The sequence below is a fragment of the Pseudomonas sp. NPDC098747 genome (genome assembly GCF_044760045.1).
Taxonomy (GTDB): domain Bacteria; phylum Pseudomonadota; class Gammaproteobacteria; order Pseudomonadales; family Pseudomonadaceae; genus Aquipseudomonas.
The window spans coordinates 1-20,909 of the sequence record NZ_JBIWAL010000072.1; the positions used below are offsets into that span (position 1 = coordinate 1).

The 20,909-nt window shown below is 59.5% G+C and carries 21 protein-coding genes; 11 read left to right on the forward strand and 10 right to left on the reverse strand.

The annotated features are described in order from the left end of the window. Positions 1 to 481, forward strand: a 481-nt coding sequence (locus ACIQVE_RS26505; protein ID WP_402814226.1) for a phosphoribosylformylglycinamidine synthase subunit PurQ, incomplete at its 5' end; no start/stop codon positions are given. Between the two features lie 5 nt (positions 482 to 486). Then, on the forward strand, positions 487 to 798 hold the full coding sequence (locus ACIQVE_RS26510) for an NGG1p interacting factor NIF3 (RefSeq protein ID WP_402814229.1): 312 nt from the start codon (positions 487 to 489) through the stop codon (positions 796 to 798). An 832-nt stretch (positions 799 to 1,630) separates the two neighbouring features. On the opposite strand, the gene nagE is transcribed toward ACIQVE_RS26510, so the two are convergent. The 7 genes from nagE to ACIQVE_RS26545 all read right to left on the reverse strand — a co-directional run bounded on the left by nagE (position 1,631) and on the right by ACIQVE_RS26545 (position 10,232). Then, positions 1,631 to 3,346: an N-acetylglucosamine-specific PTS transporter subunit IIBC gene (gene nagE / locus ACIQVE_RS26515; RefSeq protein WP_402814231.1), complete on the reverse strand. Its 1,716-nt coding sequence runs from the start codon at positions 3,344 to 3,346 to the stop codon at positions 1,631 to 1,633. 23 nt (positions 3,347 to 3,369) lie between these two features. Beyond that, positions 3,370 to 5,883, reverse strand: a complete 2,514-nt coding sequence (gene ptsP / locus ACIQVE_RS26520) for a phosphoenolpyruvate--protein phosphotransferase (RefSeq protein WP_402814234.1) — start codon at positions 5,881 to 5,883, stop codon at positions 3,370 to 3,372. A 34-nt stretch (positions 5,884 to 5,917) separates the two neighbouring features. Beyond that, positions 5,918 to 6,940 carry an SIS domain-containing protein gene (locus ACIQVE_RS26525; RefSeq protein ID WP_402814238.1) on the reverse strand — a complete coding sequence of 341 codons (1,023 nt, stop codon included), beginning with the start codon at positions 6,938 to 6,940 and terminating at the stop codon, positions 5,918 to 5,920. Then, positions 6,921 to 8,027: an N-acetylglucosamine-6-phosphate deacetylase gene (gene nagA / locus ACIQVE_RS26530; RefSeq protein ID WP_402814241.1), complete on the reverse strand. Its 1,107-nt coding sequence runs from the start codon at positions 8,025 to 8,027 to the stop codon at positions 6,921 to 6,923. The genes ACIQVE_RS26525 and nagA overlap by 20 nt, the downstream gene beginning before the upstream one ends. A 24-nt stretch (positions 8,028 to 8,051) precedes the next feature. Further along, positions 8,052 to 8,783, reverse strand: a complete 732-nt coding sequence (locus ACIQVE_RS26535) for a GntR family transcriptional regulator (RefSeq protein ID WP_042557811.1) — start codon at positions 8,781 to 8,783, stop codon at positions 8,052 to 8,054. A 291-nt stretch (positions 8,784 to 9,074) separates the two neighbouring features. Continuing rightward, on the reverse strand, positions 9,075 to 9,590 hold the full coding sequence (locus tag ACIQVE_RS26540; RefSeq protein WP_402814245.1) for a murein L,D-transpeptidase family protein: 516 nt from the start codon (positions 9,588 to 9,590) through the stop codon (positions 9,075 to 9,077). A 90-nt stretch (positions 9,591 to 9,680) separates the two neighbouring features. Further along, complete coding sequence (locus ACIQVE_RS26545; RefSeq protein ID WP_402814247.1) at positions 9,681 to 10,232, reverse strand: NUDIX hydrolase; 552 nt, start codon at positions 10,230 to 10,232, stop codon at positions 9,681 to 9,683. Positions 10,233 to 10,378: 146 nt separating this feature from the next. Between ACIQVE_RS26545 and ACIQVE_RS26550 the strand changes: the two genes are divergently transcribed. The 5 genes from ACIQVE_RS26550 (at position 10,379) to purT (ending at position 13,841) form a co-directional block, all read left to right on the forward strand. Continuing rightward, on the forward strand, positions 10,379 to 10,978 hold the full coding sequence (locus tag ACIQVE_RS26550; RefSeq protein WP_402814250.1) for a CoA pyrophosphatase: 600 nt from the start codon (positions 10,379 to 10,381) through the stop codon (positions 10,976 to 10,978). 47 nt (positions 10,979 to 11,025) lie between these two features. Further along, entirely contained in the window at positions 11,026 to 11,550 is a 525-nt protein-coding gene (locus ACIQVE_RS26555; RefSeq protein WP_047538150.1) for a gamma carbonic anhydrase family protein, read from the forward strand. After that, positions 11,547 to 11,756 (forward strand): DUF1289 domain-containing protein, encoded by a 210-nt coding sequence (locus ACIQVE_RS26560; RefSeq protein WP_402814253.1) that lies wholly within the window; start codon positions 11,547 to 11,549, stop codon positions 11,754 to 11,756. The genes ACIQVE_RS26555 and ACIQVE_RS26560 overlap by 4 nt, the downstream gene beginning before the upstream one ends. Positions 11,757 to 12,091: 335 nt before the next feature. Continuing rightward, positions 12,092 to 12,559: a preQ0 transporter gene (locus tag ACIQVE_RS26565; RefSeq protein WP_187680012.1), complete on the forward strand. Its 468-nt coding sequence runs from the start codon at positions 12,092 to 12,094 to the stop codon at positions 12,557 to 12,559. 100 nt (positions 12,560 to 12,659) lie between these two features. Beyond that, on the forward strand, positions 12,660 to 13,841 hold the full coding sequence (gene purT, locus ACIQVE_RS26570) for a formate-dependent phosphoribosylglycinamide formyltransferase (RefSeq protein WP_402814257.1): 1,182 nt from the start codon (positions 12,660 to 12,662) through the stop codon (positions 13,839 to 13,841). A gap of 119 nt (positions 13,842 to 13,960) precedes the next feature. Here purT and ACIQVE_RS26575 read toward each other — a convergent pair whose 3' ends face one another. The 3 genes from ACIQVE_RS26575 to ACIQVE_RS26585 all read right to left on the reverse strand — a co-directional run bounded on the left by ACIQVE_RS26575 (position 13,961) and on the right by ACIQVE_RS26585 (position 17,599). Beyond that, a complete protein-coding gene (locus ACIQVE_RS26575; RefSeq protein WP_402814260.1) occupies positions 13,961 to 15,277 on the reverse strand; it encodes an MFS transporter in 1,317 nt (438 codons plus the stop codon). A 255-nt stretch (positions 15,278 to 15,532) separates the two neighbouring features. Then, complete coding sequence (locus ACIQVE_RS26580; protein ID WP_402814262.1) at positions 15,533 to 16,774, reverse strand: transporter associated domain-containing protein; 1,242 nt, start codon at positions 16,772 to 16,774, stop codon at positions 15,533 to 15,535. A 12-nt stretch (positions 16,775 to 16,786) separates the two neighbouring features. Further along, positions 16,787 to 17,599 (reverse strand): inner membrane protein YpjD, encoded by an 813-nt coding sequence (locus ACIQVE_RS26585; RefSeq protein WP_402814265.1) that lies wholly within the window; start codon positions 17,597 to 17,599, stop codon positions 16,787 to 16,789. A gap of 210 nt (positions 17,600 to 17,809) precedes the next feature. On the opposite strand from ACIQVE_RS26585, the gene ffh reads away from it, so the two are divergent. The 4 genes from ffh to trmD form a co-directional block, all read left to right on the forward strand. Then, positions 17,810 to 19,186 carry a signal recognition particle protein gene (gene ffh / locus ACIQVE_RS26590; protein WP_402814268.1) on the forward strand — a complete coding sequence of 459 codons (1,377 nt, stop codon included), beginning with the start codon at positions 17,810 to 17,812 and terminating at the stop codon, positions 19,184 to 19,186. Between the two features lie 249 nt (positions 19,187 to 19,435). Beyond that, positions 19,436 to 19,687 carry a 30S ribosomal protein S16 gene (gene rpsP, locus ACIQVE_RS26595; RefSeq protein WP_025212042.1) on the forward strand — a complete coding sequence of 84 codons (252 nt, stop codon included), beginning with the start codon at positions 19,436 to 19,438 and terminating at the stop codon, positions 19,685 to 19,687. A 5-nt stretch (positions 19,688 to 19,692) separates the two neighbouring features. Continuing rightward, a complete protein-coding gene (gene rimM / locus ACIQVE_RS26600) occupies positions 19,693 to 20,229 on the forward strand; it encodes a ribosome maturation factor RimM (RefSeq protein WP_402814273.1) in 537 nt (178 codons plus the stop codon). Positions 20,230 to 20,231: 2 nt separating this feature from the next. Beyond that, the coding region (trmD, locus tag ACIQVE_RS26605; RefSeq protein WP_402814276.1) for a tRNA (guanosine(37)-N1)-methyltransferase TrmD at positions 20,232 to 20,909 on the forward strand (678 nt) is incomplete at its 3' end.

The following is a 20,909-nucleotide window of genomic DNA, read 5'->3' on the forward strand; positions in this document are numbered from 1 at the left end:
AATTATACAGAATAAGACAAACATAAACGAGAATATACATGGCACCGAGTTCTGGCCGCACTTTGTGCGCAACCGCTCCGAGCAGTTCGAAGCGCGTGTGGCGATGGTTCAGGTTCAGGAATCGAACTCGATCTTCCTGCAAGGCATGGCCGGTTCGCGTATGCCGATCGCCATCGCTCACGGTGAAGGTCACGCCGAGTTCTCCAGCGAAGAAGCACTGCTGGAAGCCGATCTGTCGGGTTGTGTGGCGATGCGTTTTGTCGACAACAATGGCAAGGTCACTGAGTCGTATCCGGCTAACCCGAACGGTTCGCCGCGCGGGATTACCGGTCTCACCAGCCGTGATGGCCGCGTGACGATCATGATGCCGCACCCGGAACGTGTGTTCCGTGCCGTGCAGAACTCGTGGCGTTCGGAAGACTGGAACGAGGACGCACCTTGGATGCGTATGTTCCGTAATGCGCGTGTGTGGGTTAACTAAGCGTCGTGTACAAGCTTGGGTTTTTTGTTCCTGACAGTCATGTCGAGGTGGTCAAGGACGCTGTGTTCGTTGCGGGTGGTGGGCGGATTGGTGACTATGACCACTGTGCTTGGCAGGTGCTCGGTTTGGGCCAGTTTCGACCTTTGGATGGCAGTCAGCCGTTCATTGGCGAGGCGGGGCAGGTTGAGCGGGTTGAGGAATGGAAGGTTGAGCTTGTCGTGGCGGATGAGTTGATTGTTGCTGTTGTGGCGGCGTTGAAGCTCAGTCATCCGTACGAGACACCGGCTTATGAGGTGTGGCGGCTGGAAGATTTCTGATAGTCGCCTGTTACGAGAAACCCGCAGATGAGTGATTGTCTGCGGGTTTTTTGTTGTTTGCGATTTGAAGGGCGCTTCGTTTCACTGTGGGAGCTGGCTTGCCAGCGATGGCGCCCTTATAGGCGACCATGCTCTGGCTGGCTGTGTGAATATCCGTTTCTTCGGGTGCTGCGGCTGGCGGTTTCGCCCTTACGGCGACTCACTTTTTTACAAACGCCTAAAAAAGTAAGCAAAAAACGCTTGCCCCAACGTTCGGCCCGCTCGCTGGGGCTCGGGGTTCCTTCGCTCCGGGATCCATCCGGGGCATCGCCTCCGGTTTGCTTCGCTGCACCTCCTCTCGATGTTTTCCCCCGGATGAATCCCGGAACGAAGCCTGCCGACGGGGCCCGTGAATCAAGATCAAGAGCTGCAGCCGAGCTAACGCTCATCCTGGTGAGTGGTGAAGAGCGCGTGTTTTGGCTTTTGTTTTGTGTTGGTGCTGCCCCTCACCCCAGCCCTCTCCCGAGGGAGAGGGAGCCGATTTGTGGGCTTTTCAATAGCTGAATTCGACTCGGTATTTCACGTCGGCGTATTTCCACCAAACATCTCGGTCAGTCCCCTCTCCCACTGGGAGAGGGCTAGGGTGAGGGTTGGCTTTTGACTGTTTAAACGGTGTCGAATTTGTCGAGATCTTCCCAGGTCATGCAGCATTTTGAGGACACTGCACAACCTGTGGGCGCTTGGCTTGCCCGCGAAGGGAACCTGCCAGACGACCAATCTCTAGCTGATCGCATATAAAACCAACTGTGGGAGCCAGCCTGCTGGCGATGAGGCCAGTCCAGACGCTCTCAATTTAAACCTTCACGCTGACTTCGCTGCGATTCACCAGGCTTTCCAACGCCCCACTCAAGCTCGCCGCTCTATCGCCCACCAACAAATGCCAAACCCCGCCGTCCAACTGGCTGATACCGTGACACCCCAGATCCTTCAACTGCGCTTCCGACAATGCTTTGCCATCGGCCAATTGCAGCCGAATCCGCGTCATCGCAATGCAATCAAGTTGCAGCACATTGTCGCCGCCGCCCAGCGCTTTCAACCACTGCTGAGCCTCGGAACCTGCGATCACCAGCGCTTTCGGTTCTTCGACGATCGCGGCAGGTTCAGCAATAACCGTACGCCCCAACGCCGGCATCGCCAGGCGAATCTCATCAGCGATGCTGTCCGCCAGCGGCCCAACGACGACCTGCAAACTCCCGCCCTTGCCCGGACGTACAACGGCCATCGCCCCCAGCGCTCTCAAATCAGTGTCCGAGACCTTGTTGCGATCAACCATCTCCAGTCGCAACCGCGTGGTGCAAGCGCCGACAGTCAGTAGGTTTTCAGCGCCGCCCAATGCCTTGATGTAGGCACTGGCGCGCTCGTTTTCAGTCAGTACGGCTTTTTCACTAACAGCCACGTCCTCACGGCCCGGCGTCTTCAGGTTGAATCGACGGATGCAGAAATCAAAAACGGCGTAATAGACGACTGCATAAGCCAGACCGACAGGAAACACCAACCAACCGTTAGTGGATTTACCCCAGCCCAGGATCATGTCTATAAAACCGCCAGAGAAAGTAAACCCGAGGTGAATGTTCAGCGCATTAGTGATCGCCATCGACAACCCGGTCAGCAACGCATGCAGCAGATACAGCAGCGGCGCGAGGAACATGAAGGCGAATTCGATTGGTTCGGTCACGCCTGTGAGGAATGACGTCAACGCCATCGACAGGAAGATCCCGCCCATGACCTTGCGGCGTTCCGGCAAAGCGTTGCGGTACATCGCCAGGCACGCGGCGGGCAGGCCGAAGATCATCATCGGGAACATGCCGGTCATGAACTGGCCTCCCTTCGGATCGCCAGCGAAGTAGCGCGAGAGGTCGCCGGTCACCAGCGCACCAGTGGTTGGGTCGGTGAAGTTGCCGAAGACGAACCACGCCATGTTGTTGAGGATGTGATGCAGACCGGTGACGATCAGCAGGCGGTTGAACACGCCGAAGACGAACGCGCCGATGCTGCCGCTTTCCATCATCAGGGCGCCGAAGCTGTTGATGCCGTGCTGGATCGGCGGCCAGATGTAGCCGAACACTACGCCCAGGCCGACCGCTGCGAACCCGGTGACGATTGGCACAAAACGCCGGCCACCGAAGAACGCCAGGTACTCCGGCAGCTTGATGTCCTTGAAACGGTTGTACAGCGCGCCGGCCATCAGGCCGCTGACGATCCCGGCGAGCATGCCCATGTTGATGCTCGCATCGAGCACTTTAAGGGTGGAGATCATCACCAGATAACCGATCACCCCGGCCAGGCCCGCGGTGCCGTTGTTGTCCTTGGCGAAACCGACGGCGATGCCGATGGCGAAGATCATCGCCAGGTTGGCGAAGATCACCTGGCCGGCATCGTGGATGATCGCGATGTTCAGCAGATCGGTGTCGCCCAGACGCAGCAGCAGGCCGGCAATCGGCAGGATCGCGATCGGCAGCATCAGCGCGCGGCCGAGGCGTTGCAGGCCTTCGATGAAGAGTTGATACATGGCGTTTGTCCTTGTTGTTTTTGTTAGCGCAGAGGCCAATGTTGGTGACAGGCGTGACGCACCGCGGCGGCGCTGCTCAGCTTGAGCAAGTCGCGGGCGAGGCGTTGGCATTCGGCTTCGTGCAACTGACGCACGCGATCTTTGATTTCACCGATCTGCACCGGGCTCACCGACAGTTCGGTGACGCCGAGGCCGATCAATACCGGCGTTGCCAGTGGATCGGACGCCAATGCGCCGCACACACCGACCCAGCGCTTATGCACCACCGCGCCTTCGCAGGTCATGGCGATCAGGCGCAACAGCGCCGGATGCAAGGCATCGACCCGTGCGGCGAGGCCGGCGTGGTCGCGGTCCATGGCCAGGGTGTATTGGGAGAGATCGTTGGTGCCGATGGACAGGAAGTCTGCGTGTTCGGCCAATTGTTCGGCTTGCAACGCGGCGGCGGGGACTTCGATCATCACGCCGATTTCCGGCCGTTGGTCGATGCCGAGTTCCAGGCACAGGACATCGACGCGGCCACGGATGTGCAGCAGTTCGTCGACTTCGGTGACCATCGGCAACAGGATCCGGCACCGTTGCAACGGGCTGACTTGCAGCAGCGCGCGCAGTTGCTGATCGAGGATTTCCGGCCGCGCCTGGGCCAGACGAATGCCGCGCAGGCCCAACACCGGGTTGGCTTCGGCCGGCAGCGGCAGATAGTCGAGCTGCTTGTCGCCGCCGACGTCGATGGTGCGGATGATCACTGATTTGTCGCCCATCGCATCAATGACGGCTTGATAGGCAGCACGTTGCTCTTCGACGTCCGGTGCGGTCTGGCGATCAACGAAAAGGAATTCGGTGCGCAGCAACCCGACGCCATCGGCGCCATTGGCAAAGGCGTCTTCAGCTTCAGCGCTTGAGGCGACATTGGCGACGACTTCGATGGCCACACCGTTGCGGGTTTCGGCGGGCAGATGCGCTTTGGCTTGCTGCGCATTGCGGCGTTGCTGGCGGTCGATTTGCGTTTGTTGGACTTCGGCCAGTCGCTCGGCATTCGGCGTCAGTTCGAGTCGACCGCCGTCGGCATCGAGCACCACCGCTTGACCTTGCGGCTGATCGAGCAATGCTGAACCCAGCGCCACCATGCACGGCAGACCTTTGCCGCGCGCCAGAATCGCTACGTGAGAAGTCGCACCGCCCTCGGCCATGCACAAACCGGCTACACCTTGCGCGCTGAGTTGCAGCAGATCCGACGGCGTCAGTTCATGGGCGGCAACGATGGCGGCGGCCGGTACGTCGTAGTGCCAGGCCTCGCCGAGCAGGGCGCGCAGCACGCGTTGCTTGAGGTCGCGCAGATCGTTGGCGCGTTCGGCCAGCAGCGCGCTGCCGGTGTGTTGCAGGACTTCGCACTGGACATCAATCGATTGACTCCAGGCGTGGGTTGCGGCGGTGCCTTGGTCGATGGATTGTTGTGCGGCGTCTAGCAGGGCCGGGTCTTCCAGTAGGGCCAGATGCGCGGCGAAGATCGCTTCTTCATCAGCATTCTTGTGCTTTTTCGCTTGGGCGAGGGTGACGTCAATTTCGCTGCGCACCTGAATCAGCGCAGTCTCAAGCGCCTGCTGTTGCTCAAGCGGATCGTGATTGCCGACATCCACCGGCAAGCTGATGGTGTTCAAGCGAAACAGCGGCCCGGCAACCAAACCCGGTGCGGCGCAAACGCCCTGCAATACGCCAGCCTCGGCCGAACGCTTGCGGGGTGCAGCGTTGACCGGTGCGGCGGCGTGATGGTCATCCGGCAGCGCGGTGGCCAGTGCCGTGAGCAACGCTTGCAGCGCGGCTTCGGCGTCCGGACCCTGACAGCTGACTTGCACGGCGTCCTGCTCGCCGATCGCCAGTCCCATCATTCCGATCAGGCTGTTGCACGGCGCCGACTTACCGGCGAAGTGCAACTGCGAACGGCTGTTGAAACCTTGCGCGGTCTGGCGAATCAGTGCGGCTGGGCGGGCATGCAAACCGCCGCGATGCGCGACCAACACATGACCCTGAACCTCAGGTCCGCCGATCTCTTCTGCATTAAATGCCGAAGCGTTCCGCGCCACGATGTGCAACAACGGCTCGCCGACTTTCACCGGTTTCAGGGTGATGGGCCGTACCTGAAAATCCTGGCTGTTGGTCAGGATCAACAGGCTGACCAGGCTTTTGCATTGCTGGCCGACTTTGTCCAGGTCGTAACGCAACAGCGGCTGACCGTTGCTGACACGCACGCCTTCCTTGACCAGCATCGAGAAGCCTTCGCCATTCAGTTCGACGGTGTCGAGACCCAGGTGCAGAAGGATTTCAGCGCCATTATCGGCGCGCACAGTAAGGGCGTGGCCGGTGCGGGCGACATGAATAATCACACCGGCGCACGGCGAATACAGAGTGTCGTTGAGTGGGTCGATGGCAATGCCGTCGCCCATCGCGCCGCTGGCGAACACCGCGTCCGGGACTTTGGCGAGCGTGAGCACCGGGCCGCTGAGCGGGGCGCTGAGGGTCAGCTCTTTATTGTTGTTGTGCATGGCTCGGTCTCATCAGGAGTGCGGTCATTCGGACTTAGTGCGTACGCGTCACTTTGCTCAGGTGGCGCGGTTGATCCGGGTCCATGCCTCGGGCCACGGCTAAACCTGCGGCCATCACGTAGAAACTCTGGATGGCCAGAATCGGATCGAGGGCCGGGTGTTCGGCGCGGTTCAGGGTCAGGTCGCGTTCGATCACGTCATCTGGCGCGGCGAGCAATACGCGAGCACCGCGTTGACGCATTTCGGCTGCCAGGCTCAACAGACCGGCCTGTTCGGCACCGCGTGGAGCAAAGACCAGCAATGGGTAGTGCTCGTCGATCAGTGCCATCGGGCCGTGACGGACTTCGGCGCTGCTGAACGCTTCGGCCTGGATCGCCGAGGTTTCCTTGAACTTCAATGCTGCTTCCTGGGCGATGGCAAAACCGGCGCCACGGCCGATGACCATCAGGCGTTCGCAATCGCGCAGGGCGTCGATGGCCACGCTCCAGTCCTGTTTGGCAGCAGTACGCAGGCCTTCCGGCAGAGCGTTGTGCGCCTCAAGCAGTTCGCTGTCTTCTTTCCAGTGCGCGATTAAACGAGCGCTGGCGCTGAGGGTGGCGATAAAACTCTTGGTCGCGGCGACGCTGCTTTCGATACCGGCCAGCAGCGGCACGCTGAATTCACACGCGGCTTCCAATGGCGAATCGGCGGCGTTGACCATCGACACGCTCAGCGCGCCACGTTTGCGCAACAAGCGCAGGCTGTTGACCAGATCCGGGCTCTGCCCTGATTGCGAAAAGGCAAACGCCACCTGACCGCTGACCTTCAACGGCGCCTGCTGCATGGTCACCACCGACATCGGTATCGATGCCACGGGCACGCCCAGTTGCTGCATGGTCAGGTAGGCGAAGTAGCTCGCCGCGTGGTCGGAACTGCCGCGTGCGATGGTCATTGCCACTTGCGGCGGTTGACGGCGCAGACGCCCGGCGATCTCGATCAATTGCGGGTCGAGCTGTTGCAGTTGGGCTTGCACGGCCTCGAACGAGGACAGCGCCTCCTCAAGCATTTTTGAAGTCAATGTCTTCTCCTTCGACCATGACGGCGGTCAGTGTGAGTGAGCGATCCAGCCGCACGCAGTCGGCCCAGGCGCCAGGTGCAAGGCGCCCGCGTTCGTTGATGCCGAGGTAGTCGGCGGGGAATTGCGAAAGACGTTGCGAGGCCTCGGCAATCGGCAATCCGATTTTCACCAGATTGCGCAGAGCCTGATCCATGGTCAGCGTGCTGCCGGCCAACGTGCCGTCCGGCAGACGTACGCCGCCCAGGCATTTGGTCACGGTGTGGCTGCCGAGCTTGTACTCACCGTCGGGCATGCCGGCGGCAGCGGTCGAGTCGGTGACGCAATACAGGCACGGGATCGAGCGCAGGGCCACGCGGATCGCGCCGGGGTGCACGTGCAGCAAATCCGGAATCAGCTCGGCGAATTTAGCGTGGGCCAGTGCCGCGCCGACGATCCCCGGTTCACGGTGATGCAACGGGCTCATGGCGTTGTACAAATGAGTGAAGCTGGACGCGCCGGCATTCAGCGCGGCGACGCCTTCCTCGTAACTGCCGAGGGTGTGGCCGATCTGCATGCGGATGCCGCGGCTGCTCAATTCACGAATCAAAGCGTCGTGGCCGGCGATTTCCGGGGCTATGGTGATCACACGAATCGGCGCCAGCGCCAGATACTCTTCGACCTCGGCCATCAACGCGGTGTGGGCAAAGTTCGGTTGGGCGCCGAGCTTGCCGGGATTGATATACGGGCCTTCGAGATGCACGCCGAGCACTCGCGCGCTGCCTTTGGGCCGCTGTTCGCAGAACTCGCCGACTTGCTTGAGGACGCTGGAAATCTCGGCACTCGGTGCGGTCATGGTGGTGGCCAGCAGCGAGGTGGTGCCGAATCGCACGTGAGTCCTGGTGATGGTCTCGAAGGCGCTGGCGCCTTCCATGATGTCTTTGCCGCCACCGCCGTGAACGTGCAGGTCGATGAAGCCCGGCAGCAGATACGGCAGGTCGTTGTCTGCCGGATCGCAGGGCACGCCTTCGATCGACACGACTTTGCCGTGTTCGTGGATCAGCCGGCCGCGAACCCAGCCCTGCGCGGTGAGGATGTTGTCTTCGGACATTTTGGTTCTCGCTTATGGCTGCTCTTAACGACGCAGCTCTGCAACAAAGTCGTAGTAGTCGTTGCGGCAATAGGTGTCGGTGACTTCGATCGGCGTGTTGTCTTCCAGATAGCCGACTCGGGTCATCAGCAGCATGGCGGTGCCGGGGGCGATGCCGACCAGGGCGGCGAATTCGTCCGAGGCGTTGATCGCCTGAATGTGCTGCAAGGCGCGGACGATCGGTTTGCCGATGCCGTCGAGGTATTCGTAGAGCGAATCGCCCACCGCTTGCGGCTTGGGCATGATCGAGGCGGGCAGGGTGCTCATCTCGATGGCCATCACCGTGTCGTCGGCTTTGCGCAGGCGTTTCATGCGCGCGACTTTGTCGTTCGGCGACAGGCTGAGGCGGATCAGTTCTTCGTGGGTCGGCAGGGTGATTTCCCGCTCCAGCCATTGCGAACTGGGCACGAAGCCCTTGAGGCGGAGCATTTCACTGAAGCCGGAGAGGCGTGAAAGGGGTTGTTCCAGACGTGGGGTAATGAACGTGCCGGAACCTTGCAAGCGACGGATCAAGCCTTGGTCGAACAACACTTCCAGCGCCTTGCGTGCGGTAACGCGGGAGATGCCGAGCTGCTCGCTGAGATTGCGCTCCGAAGGCATCGCCTGTTCGGCTTTCCACTGACCGGAATGAATCGCCGCTTCCAGGTTGCGCGCCAATTGCAGGTACAGCGGCGTCGGCTGGGAGTCGTCGGGACGTAGGACGTGGAGGTCATTCATGTCAGTCATTTCCGGCGCGAGTATAGGATTGTTGTAGCTCGCTTGTGGGGCGGAAATTAATACCACTTGAATACCATGTCAACGCAGTGAAATGGTCACTAGTCCAATGAAATGGCGGGTTTCAGGAGGGTGGGTTTGAAGTGGTATTAAGGGTGGGCTCTGAAACGGAAAAGATCGCAGCCTGCGGCAACGCCTACAGTAGAGAGTGGTATCACCCCTGTAGGCGCAGCCGAAGGCTGCGATCTTTTGATTTATTTTTTTCAGGAGTGACGAATGGTCACTATTAATGGCTTACGGGCGGATTTCGATCATCGTACCGTCCGGCACCAGCCCCCACACTTCGCGCATATCGACGTTGCGCATGGCGATGCAGCCGTCGGTCCAGTCCAGGGTATGCAGCAGGTCTTCGGGGTTTTCTTCCGTGTCCGGCGTGCCGTGGATCATGATCATCCCGCCAGGCTCGACGCCTTCACGGCGGGCGCGGGCCGAATCGGTGATGTTCGGGTAGGAAATGTGCATCGACAGGTTGAATTTGTCGCTGGTCTTGCGCCAGTCCAGCCAATAAAAGCCTTCAGGTGTGCGTTTGTCGCCTTCTATCAGTTTCGGCCCTTTTTTCGCTCCCTTGCCCAAGGAAATGCGATAGCTCTTGAGCGGCTTGCCGTCGGCGATCAACTGCAGTCGATGAGCCGATTTGAGTACCAGTACTTTTTCGATCATCGGGGTATTCGACGGCGTCACGGTGGTCACGAATGACGCTTGCGAGACTGTGACGAATGACAGGCAGAACAGGGCAAGCAACCAGCGCATTGAAACGATTCCCCAAGAGTGACGCAGATACATAAGTTATAGATATTGTGCAGATGTCGCCTGCGCCCTGTGTATCGGCCGGCGTCGAAATTAAGTGATAGCAGGTTGAGCCAACGGTGGGATCGATTCCGAACGAACCGGATACACCTCATCACGCCGATCAGCGAAGAAGCATTCTAAGGTACGCCCCACCGTGCGGAAAGCCAGCTCGTCCCATGGAATGTCGGCTTCGTCGAATAGTTGCACTTCCAGGCTTTCCGGGCCGGCAGCAAAATCCAGATCGGCCAGTTCGGCGCGATAAAACACATGCACCTGGCTGATGTGTGGCACGTCGATCAGGGTATAGATGCTCAGGTTGCGCACCCGGGCGCAGGCTTCCTCGGCAGTTTCGCGGATAGCGGCCTGCTCGATGGTCTCGCCGTTTTCCATGAACCCGGCGGGCAGGGTCCAGTAACCGAGTCTCGGTTCGATGGCGCGGCGACAGAGCAGCACTTTAGTGCCCCAGGTCGCGACACAGCCGGCGACGATGTTGGGGTTCTGATAGTGAATGGTCTGACAGCTATCACAGACAAATCGCAGCCGCGAGTCGCCCTCGGGAATGCGCTGGGTCACCGGGTTACCGCACTGGCTGCAAAATTTCATGCTTGGGTTCCTGAAGGCTGCGCCTATCTTGGCGTGCAGCGGTGTCGGTCGGCAAGTTGTCGTTTCGCGACATGGGCCGGCGAGGGGGTTGGGCGGCTGCAATGATTGGTGCATGATGCAGGGTAAGGCACAGATCGAGAACACTCATGCTGGACGAGCTACTGCATAGGGTAAGCAACCACACACCGCGAACGCTGGAGACCGACAAACGTTTCCCCGAGGCCGCCGTTCTGGTGCCGATCACCCGCAGTGACGAGCCGGAACTGGTGCTGACCCTGCGTGCCAGCGGCCTCTCGACCCACGGCGGCGAAGTCGCCTTCCCCGGCGGGCGTCGCGACCAGGAAGACCCTGACCTGATCTTCACCGCCTTGCGCGAAGCCGAAGAAGAAATCGGCCTGCCGCCCGGACTGGTCGAAGTCATCGGCCCGCTCAGCCCATTGATCTCGTTGCACGGCATCAAGGTCACGCCTTATGTGGGTGTGATTCCGGATTTCGTCGAGTACCAGCCCAACGACGCGGAAATTGCCGCGGTGTTCAGCGTCCCGTTGGAATTCTTCCGCTCAGACCCTCGCGACCACACCCATCGCATCGACTATCAGGGCCGCAGTTGGTACGTGCCGAGTTATCGTTACGGTGAGTACAAGATCTGGGGGCTGACGGCGATCATGATCGTCGAGTTGATCAACCTGCTCTATGACACGAAAATCAACCTGCATCAGCCGCCGAAAAGCTTTATCAATACCTGAAGCCATCGTTCGAATGGCCCAGCACCGTGAGCCCTGAGGAAAACAAGATGAAATACCGCTTGGGCGACGCCCGTGTCGAGACCCATCCACAGAGCTGGGTGGCCCCCAATGCTGTGCTGGTGGGCAAGGTCAAACTGGAAGAGGGCGCCAACGTCTGGTTCAACGCCGTGCTGCGCGGCGACAACGAACTGATCCTGATCGGCAAGAACAGCAACGTCCAGGACGGCACGGTGATGCACACCGACATGGGTTACCCGCTGACCATCGGCACGGGTGTGACCATTGGCCATAACGCCATGTTGCACGGTTGCACGGTTGGCGATTACAGCCTGATCGGCATCAACGCGGTGATTCTTAACGGCGCGAAGATCGGCAAGAACTGCATCATCGGCGCCAACTCGCTGATTGGTGAAGGCAAGGAAATTCCCGATGGCTCGCTGGTCATGGGGTCGCCGGGCAAGGTCGTGCGTGAGCTCACCGAGCCGCAGAAAAAGATGCTCGAAGCCAGCGCCGCCCACTATGTGCACAACGCTCAGCGATATGCCCGTGATCTGGTTGAGCAGGAAGAATGACCACGCCCGAAAGACCTGTTGCCTCGCCATGCGTGAGCATTTGTGCGCTGGATGAGGATGACATTTGCACTGGCTGCCAGCGTACGGTTGAAGAGATTACGCGCTGGAGCCGGATGTGCAACGACGAGCGGCGGTTGGTGTTGGGGTTGTGTCATGAACGGGCGAAGGCGAGTGGGTTGGTGTGGATGATTCCTTCGAAATCGTGAACAACTTGAGAATTCCCTCACCCTAGCCCTCCCCCAGAGGGAGAGGGGATTGACCGAGGTGTTTATTCGAGCTACGTCGACCTGAACTATCGAGTCGAACTCGAGTTTTGAAAAGCCCCCCGATCTGCGCCCTTTCCCCAAAAGGGAGTGGAGACTGAACGGGTTGTTTGTTCGGGCTACACCGACTTGCGATTGCGCGCCGAACTCTAATTTTGAACGGCTCGCAGATCTGCTCCCTTTCCCCCTCGCCCCCTTGGGGGAGAGGGCTGGGGTGAGGGGGTGGCTCTTGATCTACCGCTCCAGTAACCTGTGCGCCAATCTGACAGGTCGCCCCCATGATTTTCCTCATCGCCTACATCAGCAGCGTTGTTCTCATCAACTTCGCTTTCTCCACCGCACCGCACCTGGACATCATCTGGTCGGCGTGGGGCGGGCTGGTGTTCGTGCTGCGGGACATGGTGCAAACCCGGTTCGGCCACGGCGCAATCGTTGCCATGCTGGCAGCGCTGGTGCTGTCTTACGTCACCTCCGACCCGTCTATTGCGCTGGCCAGCGCCACCGCTTTCGCGGTCTCCGAATGCATCGACTGGCTGGTGTTCAGCATCACCAAGCGGCCGTTACGCGACCGCTTGTGGATCAGTTCGGCGCTGAGCATTCCCCTCGATACTTTCATCTTCTTCGGCATGATCGACCTGCTGACGCCGCCGGTCATCATCACCGCGCTGGCCTCGAAGTTTGCTGGTGTCACCGCGGTTTGGCTGATCATGGCCTGGCGCGATCGCAAACAGGCTGTCGCCAGCTGAAGCCAAACCCTCGGGTTCATGTAAAATGCCGCGCTTTCTCCCCATGGAAAGCGCGCATGGCGACGCTTTCCTCGATGATCCGCTTCTTTGAGGACCTGAGATGACCCGTATCGGAACTCCATTGTCGCCAACCGCGACCCGCGTATTGCTGTGTGGCTGTGGTGAGTTGGGCAAGGAAGTGGTGATCGAGCTGCAACGTCTGGGCGTTGAAGTGATTGCCGTCGACCGTTACGCCAATGCGCCGGCCATGCAGGTCGCCCATCGCAGCCACGTGATCAACATGCTCGACGGCGCCGCACTGCGTTCAGTGATCGAAGCCGAAAAGCCGCACTTCATCGTGCCGGAAATCGAAGCCATCGCCACTGCCACCTTGGTCGAACTTGAAGCCGAAGGCTTTACCGTCATCCCGACTGCCCGCGCCGCGCAATTGACCATGAACCGCGAAGGTATCCGTCGACTGGCCGCCGAAGAGCTGGACCTGCCGACCTCGCCGTACCACTTCGCCGATACCTTTGAGGACTACAGTAAAGCCGTTGAAGACCTGGGTTTCCCATGTGTCGTCAAACCGGTGATGAGTTCGTCGGGCAAGGGCCAGAGCCTGCTGCGCAGCGCCGATGACGTGCAGAAAGCCTGGGACTACGCGCAAGAGGGCGGTCGTGCCGGCAAAGGTCGGGTGATCATCGAAGGCTTCATCGATTTCGACTACGAAATCACCCTGCTGACCGTGCGTCACATCGGTGGCACTACGTTCTGCGCGCCGGTGGGGCATCGTCAGGAGAAGGGCGACTATCAGGAATCCTGGCAGCCACAAGCCATGAGTCCGGTTGCGCTGGCGGAATCCGAGCGTGTTGCCAAAGCGGTAACCGAGGCGTTGGGTGGCCGTGGTCTGTTTGGCGTCGAGCTGTTCATCAAAGGTGATCAGGTGTGGTTCAGCGAAGTCTCGCCGCGTCCGCATGACACTGGTCTGGTGACGCTGATTTCGCAGGATCTGTCGCAGTTCGCCCTGCATGCCCGGGCAATCCTAGGCTTGCCGGTGCCGCTGATCCGTCAGTTCGGCCCATCAGCTTCGGCGGTGATTCTGGTGGAAGGGCAGTCGACCCAGACTGCATTCGCCAACCTTGGGGCTGCGCTGAGCGAGCCGGATACGGCGTTGCGTTTGTTCGGTAAGCCTGAGGTGAATGGTCAGCGCCGGATGGGCGTGGCATTGGCGCGGGATGAGTCGATTGATGCGGCGCGTGCTAAAGCGACTCGTGCTGCTCAGGCTGTTGTTGTAGAACTCTAAGACCGAGTCGCGGCATTCGCGAGCAAGCTCGCTCCCACAGGTTCGGCGGTGTTCACACATTTTGTGCGCGACACGGACACTGTGGGAGCGAGCTTGCTCGCGAAGCTTTTACTTCTGATTCAGGCAATCTGATTCAGGTCGTTATTGCGCGTTTCCTTCAGACACAGCACCGCGATCAAGCTGATCACTGCCGCCACCGAAACATACCCGCCTACGTAACTCAAACCACCCATCGCCACCAGTTTCTGCGCAAAGAACGGCGCCGCCGAGGCCCCGACAATACCGCCGAGGTTGTACGCCGCCGACGCGCCGGTATAGCGCACGTGCGTCGGGAACAGCTCCGGCAACAACGCGCCCATCGGCGCGAACGTCACGCCCATCAAGAACAGCTCGATGCACAGAAACAGCGCCACGCCCCAGGTCGAGCCCTGAGTCAGCAGCGGCTCCATCAGAAACCCCGAAAGAATCGCCAGCACACCGCCGATGATCAGCACCGGTTTGCGTCCATAACGGTCGCTGGCCCAAGCCGACAGTGGCGTCGCAGCCGCCATGAACAGCACGGCAAAACACAGCAAGCCGAGGAATGTCTCACGGCTGTAACCCAGGGTGGATACGCCGTAGCTCAGGGAAAATACCGTGGAGATATAGAACAGCGCATAACACACCACCATTGCTGCCGCGCCCAACAGGGTCGGCGCCCAATGCTGGCTGAACAGTTCGACCAGTGGCAGTTTGACCCGCTCCTGGCGCGCCATGGCATTGGCGAACACTGGCGTTTCGTGGAGTTTCAGACGTACATACAGACCGACCATCACCAGCGCTGCGCTGAGCAGAAACGGAATGCGCCAGCCCCAACTGCGGAATTGCTCGTCGTCCAGCGTCATGGCCAGCGTCAGGAACAGGCCATTGGCGGCGAGGAAGCCAATCGAAGGGCCGAGCTGTGGAAACATGCCGAACCAGGCTCGCTTGCCCTTCGGCGCATTTTCTGTGGCCAGCAGCGCGGCGCCACCCCATTCGCCTCCCAACCCAAGTCCTTGGCCGAATCGTAGAACGCAAAGCAGGATCGGCGCCCAGGCCCCGATGCTGGCGTAACCCGGCAGCACACCAATTAGCGTGGTGCAGACACCCATCAACAGCAGCGAGGCGACCAGTGTCGATTTGCGCCCGATGCGATCACCGAAGTGACCGAACAGCGCCGAACCCAATGGTCGAGCGAGGAAGGCGATGCCAAAGGTGAGAAACGCCGAGAGCATCTGCGCGGTGCCGGACGTTTGCGGAAAGAATACCGGCCCGATCACCAGTGCGGCAGCCGTGGCGTAGACATAGAAGTCGTAGAACTCGATTGCGGTGCCGATAAAACTCGCCGTCGCTACGCGGGTGGCGGAGTTGGTCGGTTGGGCAGGCGCGGTTTCGCTGAAAGCGGTACTGGTCGTCATGCGGTGATCCCTGACAGTCATGAGCTCCGGTGGAGCGAATTATTATGGTTGAGCACCCAGGGATGTGGGATGAGACGCGAGCGCTGTTTCGAGTAGGAACAGTCGTCGGAGTGAAGCGGAAATTGCCAAAACCTGTTTTGTGCTGGGTAAGCACAAGGTTCGGCGAGGCTTGGGTAAGCCAGCTCGATTATAGGAAGGTGGCTAACGATTGAACAAGAGCAAAGATCGTCCGAATGCGGCCCGATGTTTTGATCTTTATCTGGCAGGCGCCAATGCTGGAACCAAGCTCGTATGCCAGATCAGCACCTTACTCACCCGGTTCTCCTCGGTCTCGAGAATCTCCAACCGATAACGGCCGATCTTCAGGCAAACCGCGCTCTCTGGAATGGTCTCCAGCGCCTCGGTTACCAAGCCATTAAGGGTTTTTGGCCCATCGCTAGGCAAGTGCCAACCCAGGCACTTGTTCAACTCACGGATCGAGGCGGTGCCGTCGATCATCATGCGGCCATCGGCTTGCGGGTGAATGTGCGGATTATCGAGGCTGTGCTCGCTTTCGAATTCACCGACGATCTCTTCAAGAATGTCTTCCAGCGTCACGATGCCAAGCACTTCGCCGTATTCGTCGACCACCATGCCCAGGCGTCGCTGCTGCTTGTGAAAGTTGAGCAGTTGCAGTTGCAGCGGCGTGCTTTCCGGCACGAAGTACGGCTCGTAACTGGCGGCCAGCAGCGCTTCGCGGGTCAGGTCGTCATTGTCCAGCAGGTGACGAATCTGCCGGGTGTTGAGCACCGCTTCAACCTGGTTGATATCACTGTGGAACAGCGGCAGGCGCGTACGCTTGGTGTTGCGCAGCTGTTCGATGATTTCTTCGATCGGGTCGTCGAGGTTGATACCGTCGACGTCACTGCGTGGCACCAGAATGTCGTTGACTGTAATGTTGTCCAACGCGTGGATGCCCGATACCGGGTGCGCGCGAACCGGGTGCTCCGAATCATCGTGACGATCAGCCGGCGCATCGTCTTCGCTTTGCTGCACGACCTGGACTTTGCGCACAAACGGCGTCATCAGCAAAGCGCTGATACGGCTGAGCAGCCAGGCGAACGGATAAATGATTTTCAGCGGCACGGCCAGTAGCGAATTGCCAAACGCCAGCACGGCATCCGGATAACGCTGGGCGAGGGTGCGCGGGAAGTAATCGGCAAACACCAGCAACACCGCGCCGACACCCAGGCAAGCCGCCCACGGGCCGTTTTCTTCACAAAGGAAAATCGCCAGCAACGTGGCGATCACCACGGCGAGCGCACGGCACAGGGTATTGCAGAGGATCAGGCTTTCGAGCGGGAAGCTCAGCTTCGCCAGCGGTTTATCGCTGGCGCGCGAGGCCGTGCGTTGTGCGAGCAGGTGCTGCTGCGCGATTTCGACCGCGGTAAACAGCCCCGACCATAAAACCAGCAGGAAAAATACCGTGAGCATCGGCCCTATGGGCAAAGCGTCCATTTATGCCGCCCGTCAGATGTGCAGAATGTATTCACGAACCAGTTTGCTGCCGAAATACGCCAACATCAGCAGGCAGAAACCGGCGAGAGTCCAGCGGATCGCCTTGTGGCCACGCCAGCCGAGACGGTTGCGGCCCCACAACAGCACGCTGAACACGATCCAGGCCAGGCACGCCAGCAAGGTCTTGTGCACCAGATGCTGGGCAAACAGGTTCTCGACGAACAGCCAGCCGGAGATCAGCGACAGCGACAGCAGCGTCCAGCCAGCCCACAGGAAGCCGAACAGCAGGCTTTCCATGGTTTGCAACGGCGGGAAGTTTTTGATCAGCCCGGATGGGTGCTTGTGCTTGAGTTGGTGGTCTTGCACCAGCAGCAGCAAGGCCTGGAACACCGCAATGGTGAACATGCCGTAGGCGAGGATCGACAATAGAATGTGCGCGAGGATGCCTGGCTCTTCATCGATGATCTGCACCGTGCCGGTCGGCGCGAACTGCGCCAGCAACACGGTGATCGCACCCAGCGGGAACAACAACACCAGCAGGTTCTCCACCGGAATCCGCGAGCAGGCGATCAGCGTCAGGGCGATCACTGCCGCCGCGATAAGACTGGAGGCGCTGAAGAAATCCAGGCCCAGACCGATCGGGGTCAGCAAATGAGTGAGCAGGCTGGCGCTGTGGGCCACCACGGCGAGGACGCCGAGGGTAACCAGCAGACGCTTGTTCGCCTTGGCGCCGGTGGCCAGACGAGTGCTCTGATAAAGGGTCGCAGCGGCATATAGAAGGGCGGCGGCGAGGGTAGTCAGCAAACTGGGTGACAAGGGGAGCATAAATCCTGTTAGGCAAGCCCGAAAGGGGCTGAGTTTGGCATAGAACCGCCATGACACGAAAGACTCAGGAAGCTGACAGCGAGGTGTCCGCCAGACGCAGTCTTCGCTATAATCCGCGACCTGCCCACGCCGCAGGCTCGCCGAGCACATGTTGATTCCGGTCTGGGCCGCCATTATCCCGGTCTACACAGGGCCTGAAAGGATCGCGCAATGTTTGAAAACTTAACCGACCGTCTCTCGCAGACGCTGCGCCATGTCACCGGCAAGGCGAAGCTGACTGAAGACAATATCAAAGACACCCTGCGTGAAGTGCGCATGGCGTTGCTCGAGGCAGACGTCGCCCTGCCGGTAGTCAAGGACTTCGTCAATTCGGTCAAGGAGCGCGCTGTCGGCACTGAGGTGTCGCGCAGCCTGACGCCGGGCCAGGCGTTCGTGAAGATCGTCCAGGCCGAACTCGAAAGCCTGATGGGCGCAGCCAACGAAGACTTGAACCTGAGCGCCGTGCCGCCCGCCGTCATTCTGATGGCCGGTCTGCAGGGTGCCGGTAAAACCACCACCGCAGGCAAACTGGCGCGCTTCCTTAAAGAGCGCAAGAAGAAGTCGGTCATGGTTGTGTCGGCGGACGTTTACCGCCCGGCGGCGATCAAACAGCTGGAAATGCTCGCCGCTGAAGTTGGTGTGACCTTCTTTCCGTCTGACCTGAGCCAGAAGCCGGTCGACATTGCCAGCGCAGCTATTAAAGAAGCGAAACTGAAATTCATCGACGTGGTCATCGTCGACACCGCCGGTCGTCTGCACATCGACGAGGAGATGATGGGCGAGATCAAGGCGCTACACGCCGCGATCAATCCGGTCGAAACCCTGTTCGTGGTCGATGCCATGACTGGCCAGGACGCCGCCAATACGGCCAAGGCCTTTGGTGATGCACTGCCGCTGACCGGTGTGATCCTGACCAAGGTCGACGGCGATGCGCGCGGTGGTGCCGCCCTGTCGGTGCGCGCCATCACCGGCAAGCCGATCAAGTTCATCGGTATGGGCGAGAAGAGCGAAGCGCTCGATCCGTTCCATCCTGAGCGTATTGCTTCGCGGATTCTCGGCATGGGCGACGTGCTCAGCCTGATCGAACAGGCTGAAGCGACGCTCGACAAGGACAAGGCCGACAAGCTGGCCAAAAAGCTGAAGAAGGGTAAAGGCTTCGATCTCGAAGACTTCCGCGATCAGCTGCAACAGATGAAAAACATGGGCGGCCTCGGCGGGCTCATGGACAAACTGCCGAGCATCGGCGGCGTCAACCTGTCGCAAATGGGCAATGCCCAGACTGCCGCAGAGAAGCAGTTCAAACAGATGGAAGCCATCATCAACTCCATGACCCCGGCCGAGCGCCGCGACCCTGAGCTGATCAGCGGTTCGCGCAAACGCCGGATCGCCATGGGTTCTGGCACTCAGGTGCAGGACATCGGTCGCTTGATCAAGCAGCACAAGCAGATGCAGAAGATGATGAAGAAATTCACCGCCAAAGGCGGAATGGCGAAAATGATGCGCGGCATGGGCGGTATGTTGCCCGGCGGCGGCATGCCAAAGATGTAAAGACTTCGCCGGTCGTCGCGCCGGCGCATACCCTGCAAGGATGCAGGATCAACAGCAAACCCGCACTCGGCGGGAGCTGACTGGCCGTTTTAAACGACGGCTCTATAGCAAATCTGCATGGCGTCCGATAGGCCGCCGGAAAAAGACATTTGCAAAAGTCCGGATATTCCTTAGAATATGCGGCCTTTCGGGCACCTATGCCCGCTGTGCCTTTAGATTTGCAGCACCGACTACAGGAACGATGTTCACATGCTAACAATCCGTCTTGCCCTTGGCGGCTCCAAAAAGCGCCCGTTTTACCATCTGACCGTAACCGACTCGCGCAACCCGCGTGACGGTTCCCACAAAGAACAGGTTGGTTTCTTCAACCCTGTTGCCCGTGGTCAGGAAGTTCGTCTGTCCGTGAACCAAGAGCGCGTAGCCTACTGGCTGAGCGTTGGTGCACAACCTTCTGAGCGCGTTGCTCAGTTGTTGAAGGAAACTGCCAAGGCTGCGGCCTGAGCAATATGAACGCGACGCCTGCTGTTGCCGATGATTTGATCGTTATTGGCAAAATTTATTCTGTTCATGGCGTTCGCGGCGAAGTGAAGGTTTATTCCTTTACTGATCCGACTGAAAACCTGTTGCAGTACAAAACCTGGACGCTAAAGCGCGAAGGCAATGTCAAGCAGGTCGAGCTGGTCAGTGGACGCGGGATCGATAAGTTCCTGGTCGCAAAGCTCAAGGGTCTTGATGATCGTGAAGAAGCTCGCCTTCTGTCCGGTTACGAGATCTGCGTGCCGCGCAACCTGTTCGCTGAATTGACCGACGGTGAGTACTACTGGTACCAGCTGGAAGGTCTGAAGGTCATCGATCAACTGGGGCAATTGCTCGGGAAAATCGACCATCTTCTGGAAACCGGCGCCAATGATGTAATGGTAGTCAAGCCTTGCGCTGGCAGCCTGGATGATCGCGAACGCCTGTTGCCCTATACGGAGCAATGTGTGTTGGCAGTCGACCTCGCAGCGGGCGAGATGAAGGTGGATTGGGACGCGGACTTCTAAGCGTGGCTAACTTGCGCGTAGAAGTGATCAGTTTGTTTCCCGAGATGTTTTCCGCCATTGGCGACTACGGCATCACCAGTCGTGCGGTCAAACAGGGGCTCTTGCAGCTGACCTGTTGGAATCCCCGAGATTACACGACGGATCGGCATCACACTGTGGACGATCGCCCGTTTGGCGGTGGTCCGGGCATGGTGATGAAGATCAAGCCCCTGGAAGATGCGCTGGCTCAGGCCAAGGCAGCAGCCGGGGAGGCGGCGAAGGTTATTTACCTGTCCCCCCAAGGCCGTCAACTGAATCAGTCGGCGGTACGCGAGTTGGCACAATCGGATGCATTGATCCTGATTGCCGGCCGCTATGAAGGCATTGACGAGCGCTTTATTGAGGCTCATGTCGATGAAGAGTGGTCGATTGGCGACTATGTACTGTCTGGCGGTGAGCTGCCGGCCATGGTCCTGATCGATGCGGTTACACGGCTGCTGCCTGGAGCTTTAGGGCATGCGGACTCCGCTGAGGAAGATTCCTTTACGGATGGTTTGCTGGATTGCCCGCACTACACCCGACCTGAGGTGTATGCGGATCAGCGTGTTCCCGACGTGTTTCTAAGTGGCAATCACGCTCATATACGGCGTTGGCGTTTACAGCAGTCACTTGGTAGGACCTATGAACGACGCGCCGATCTT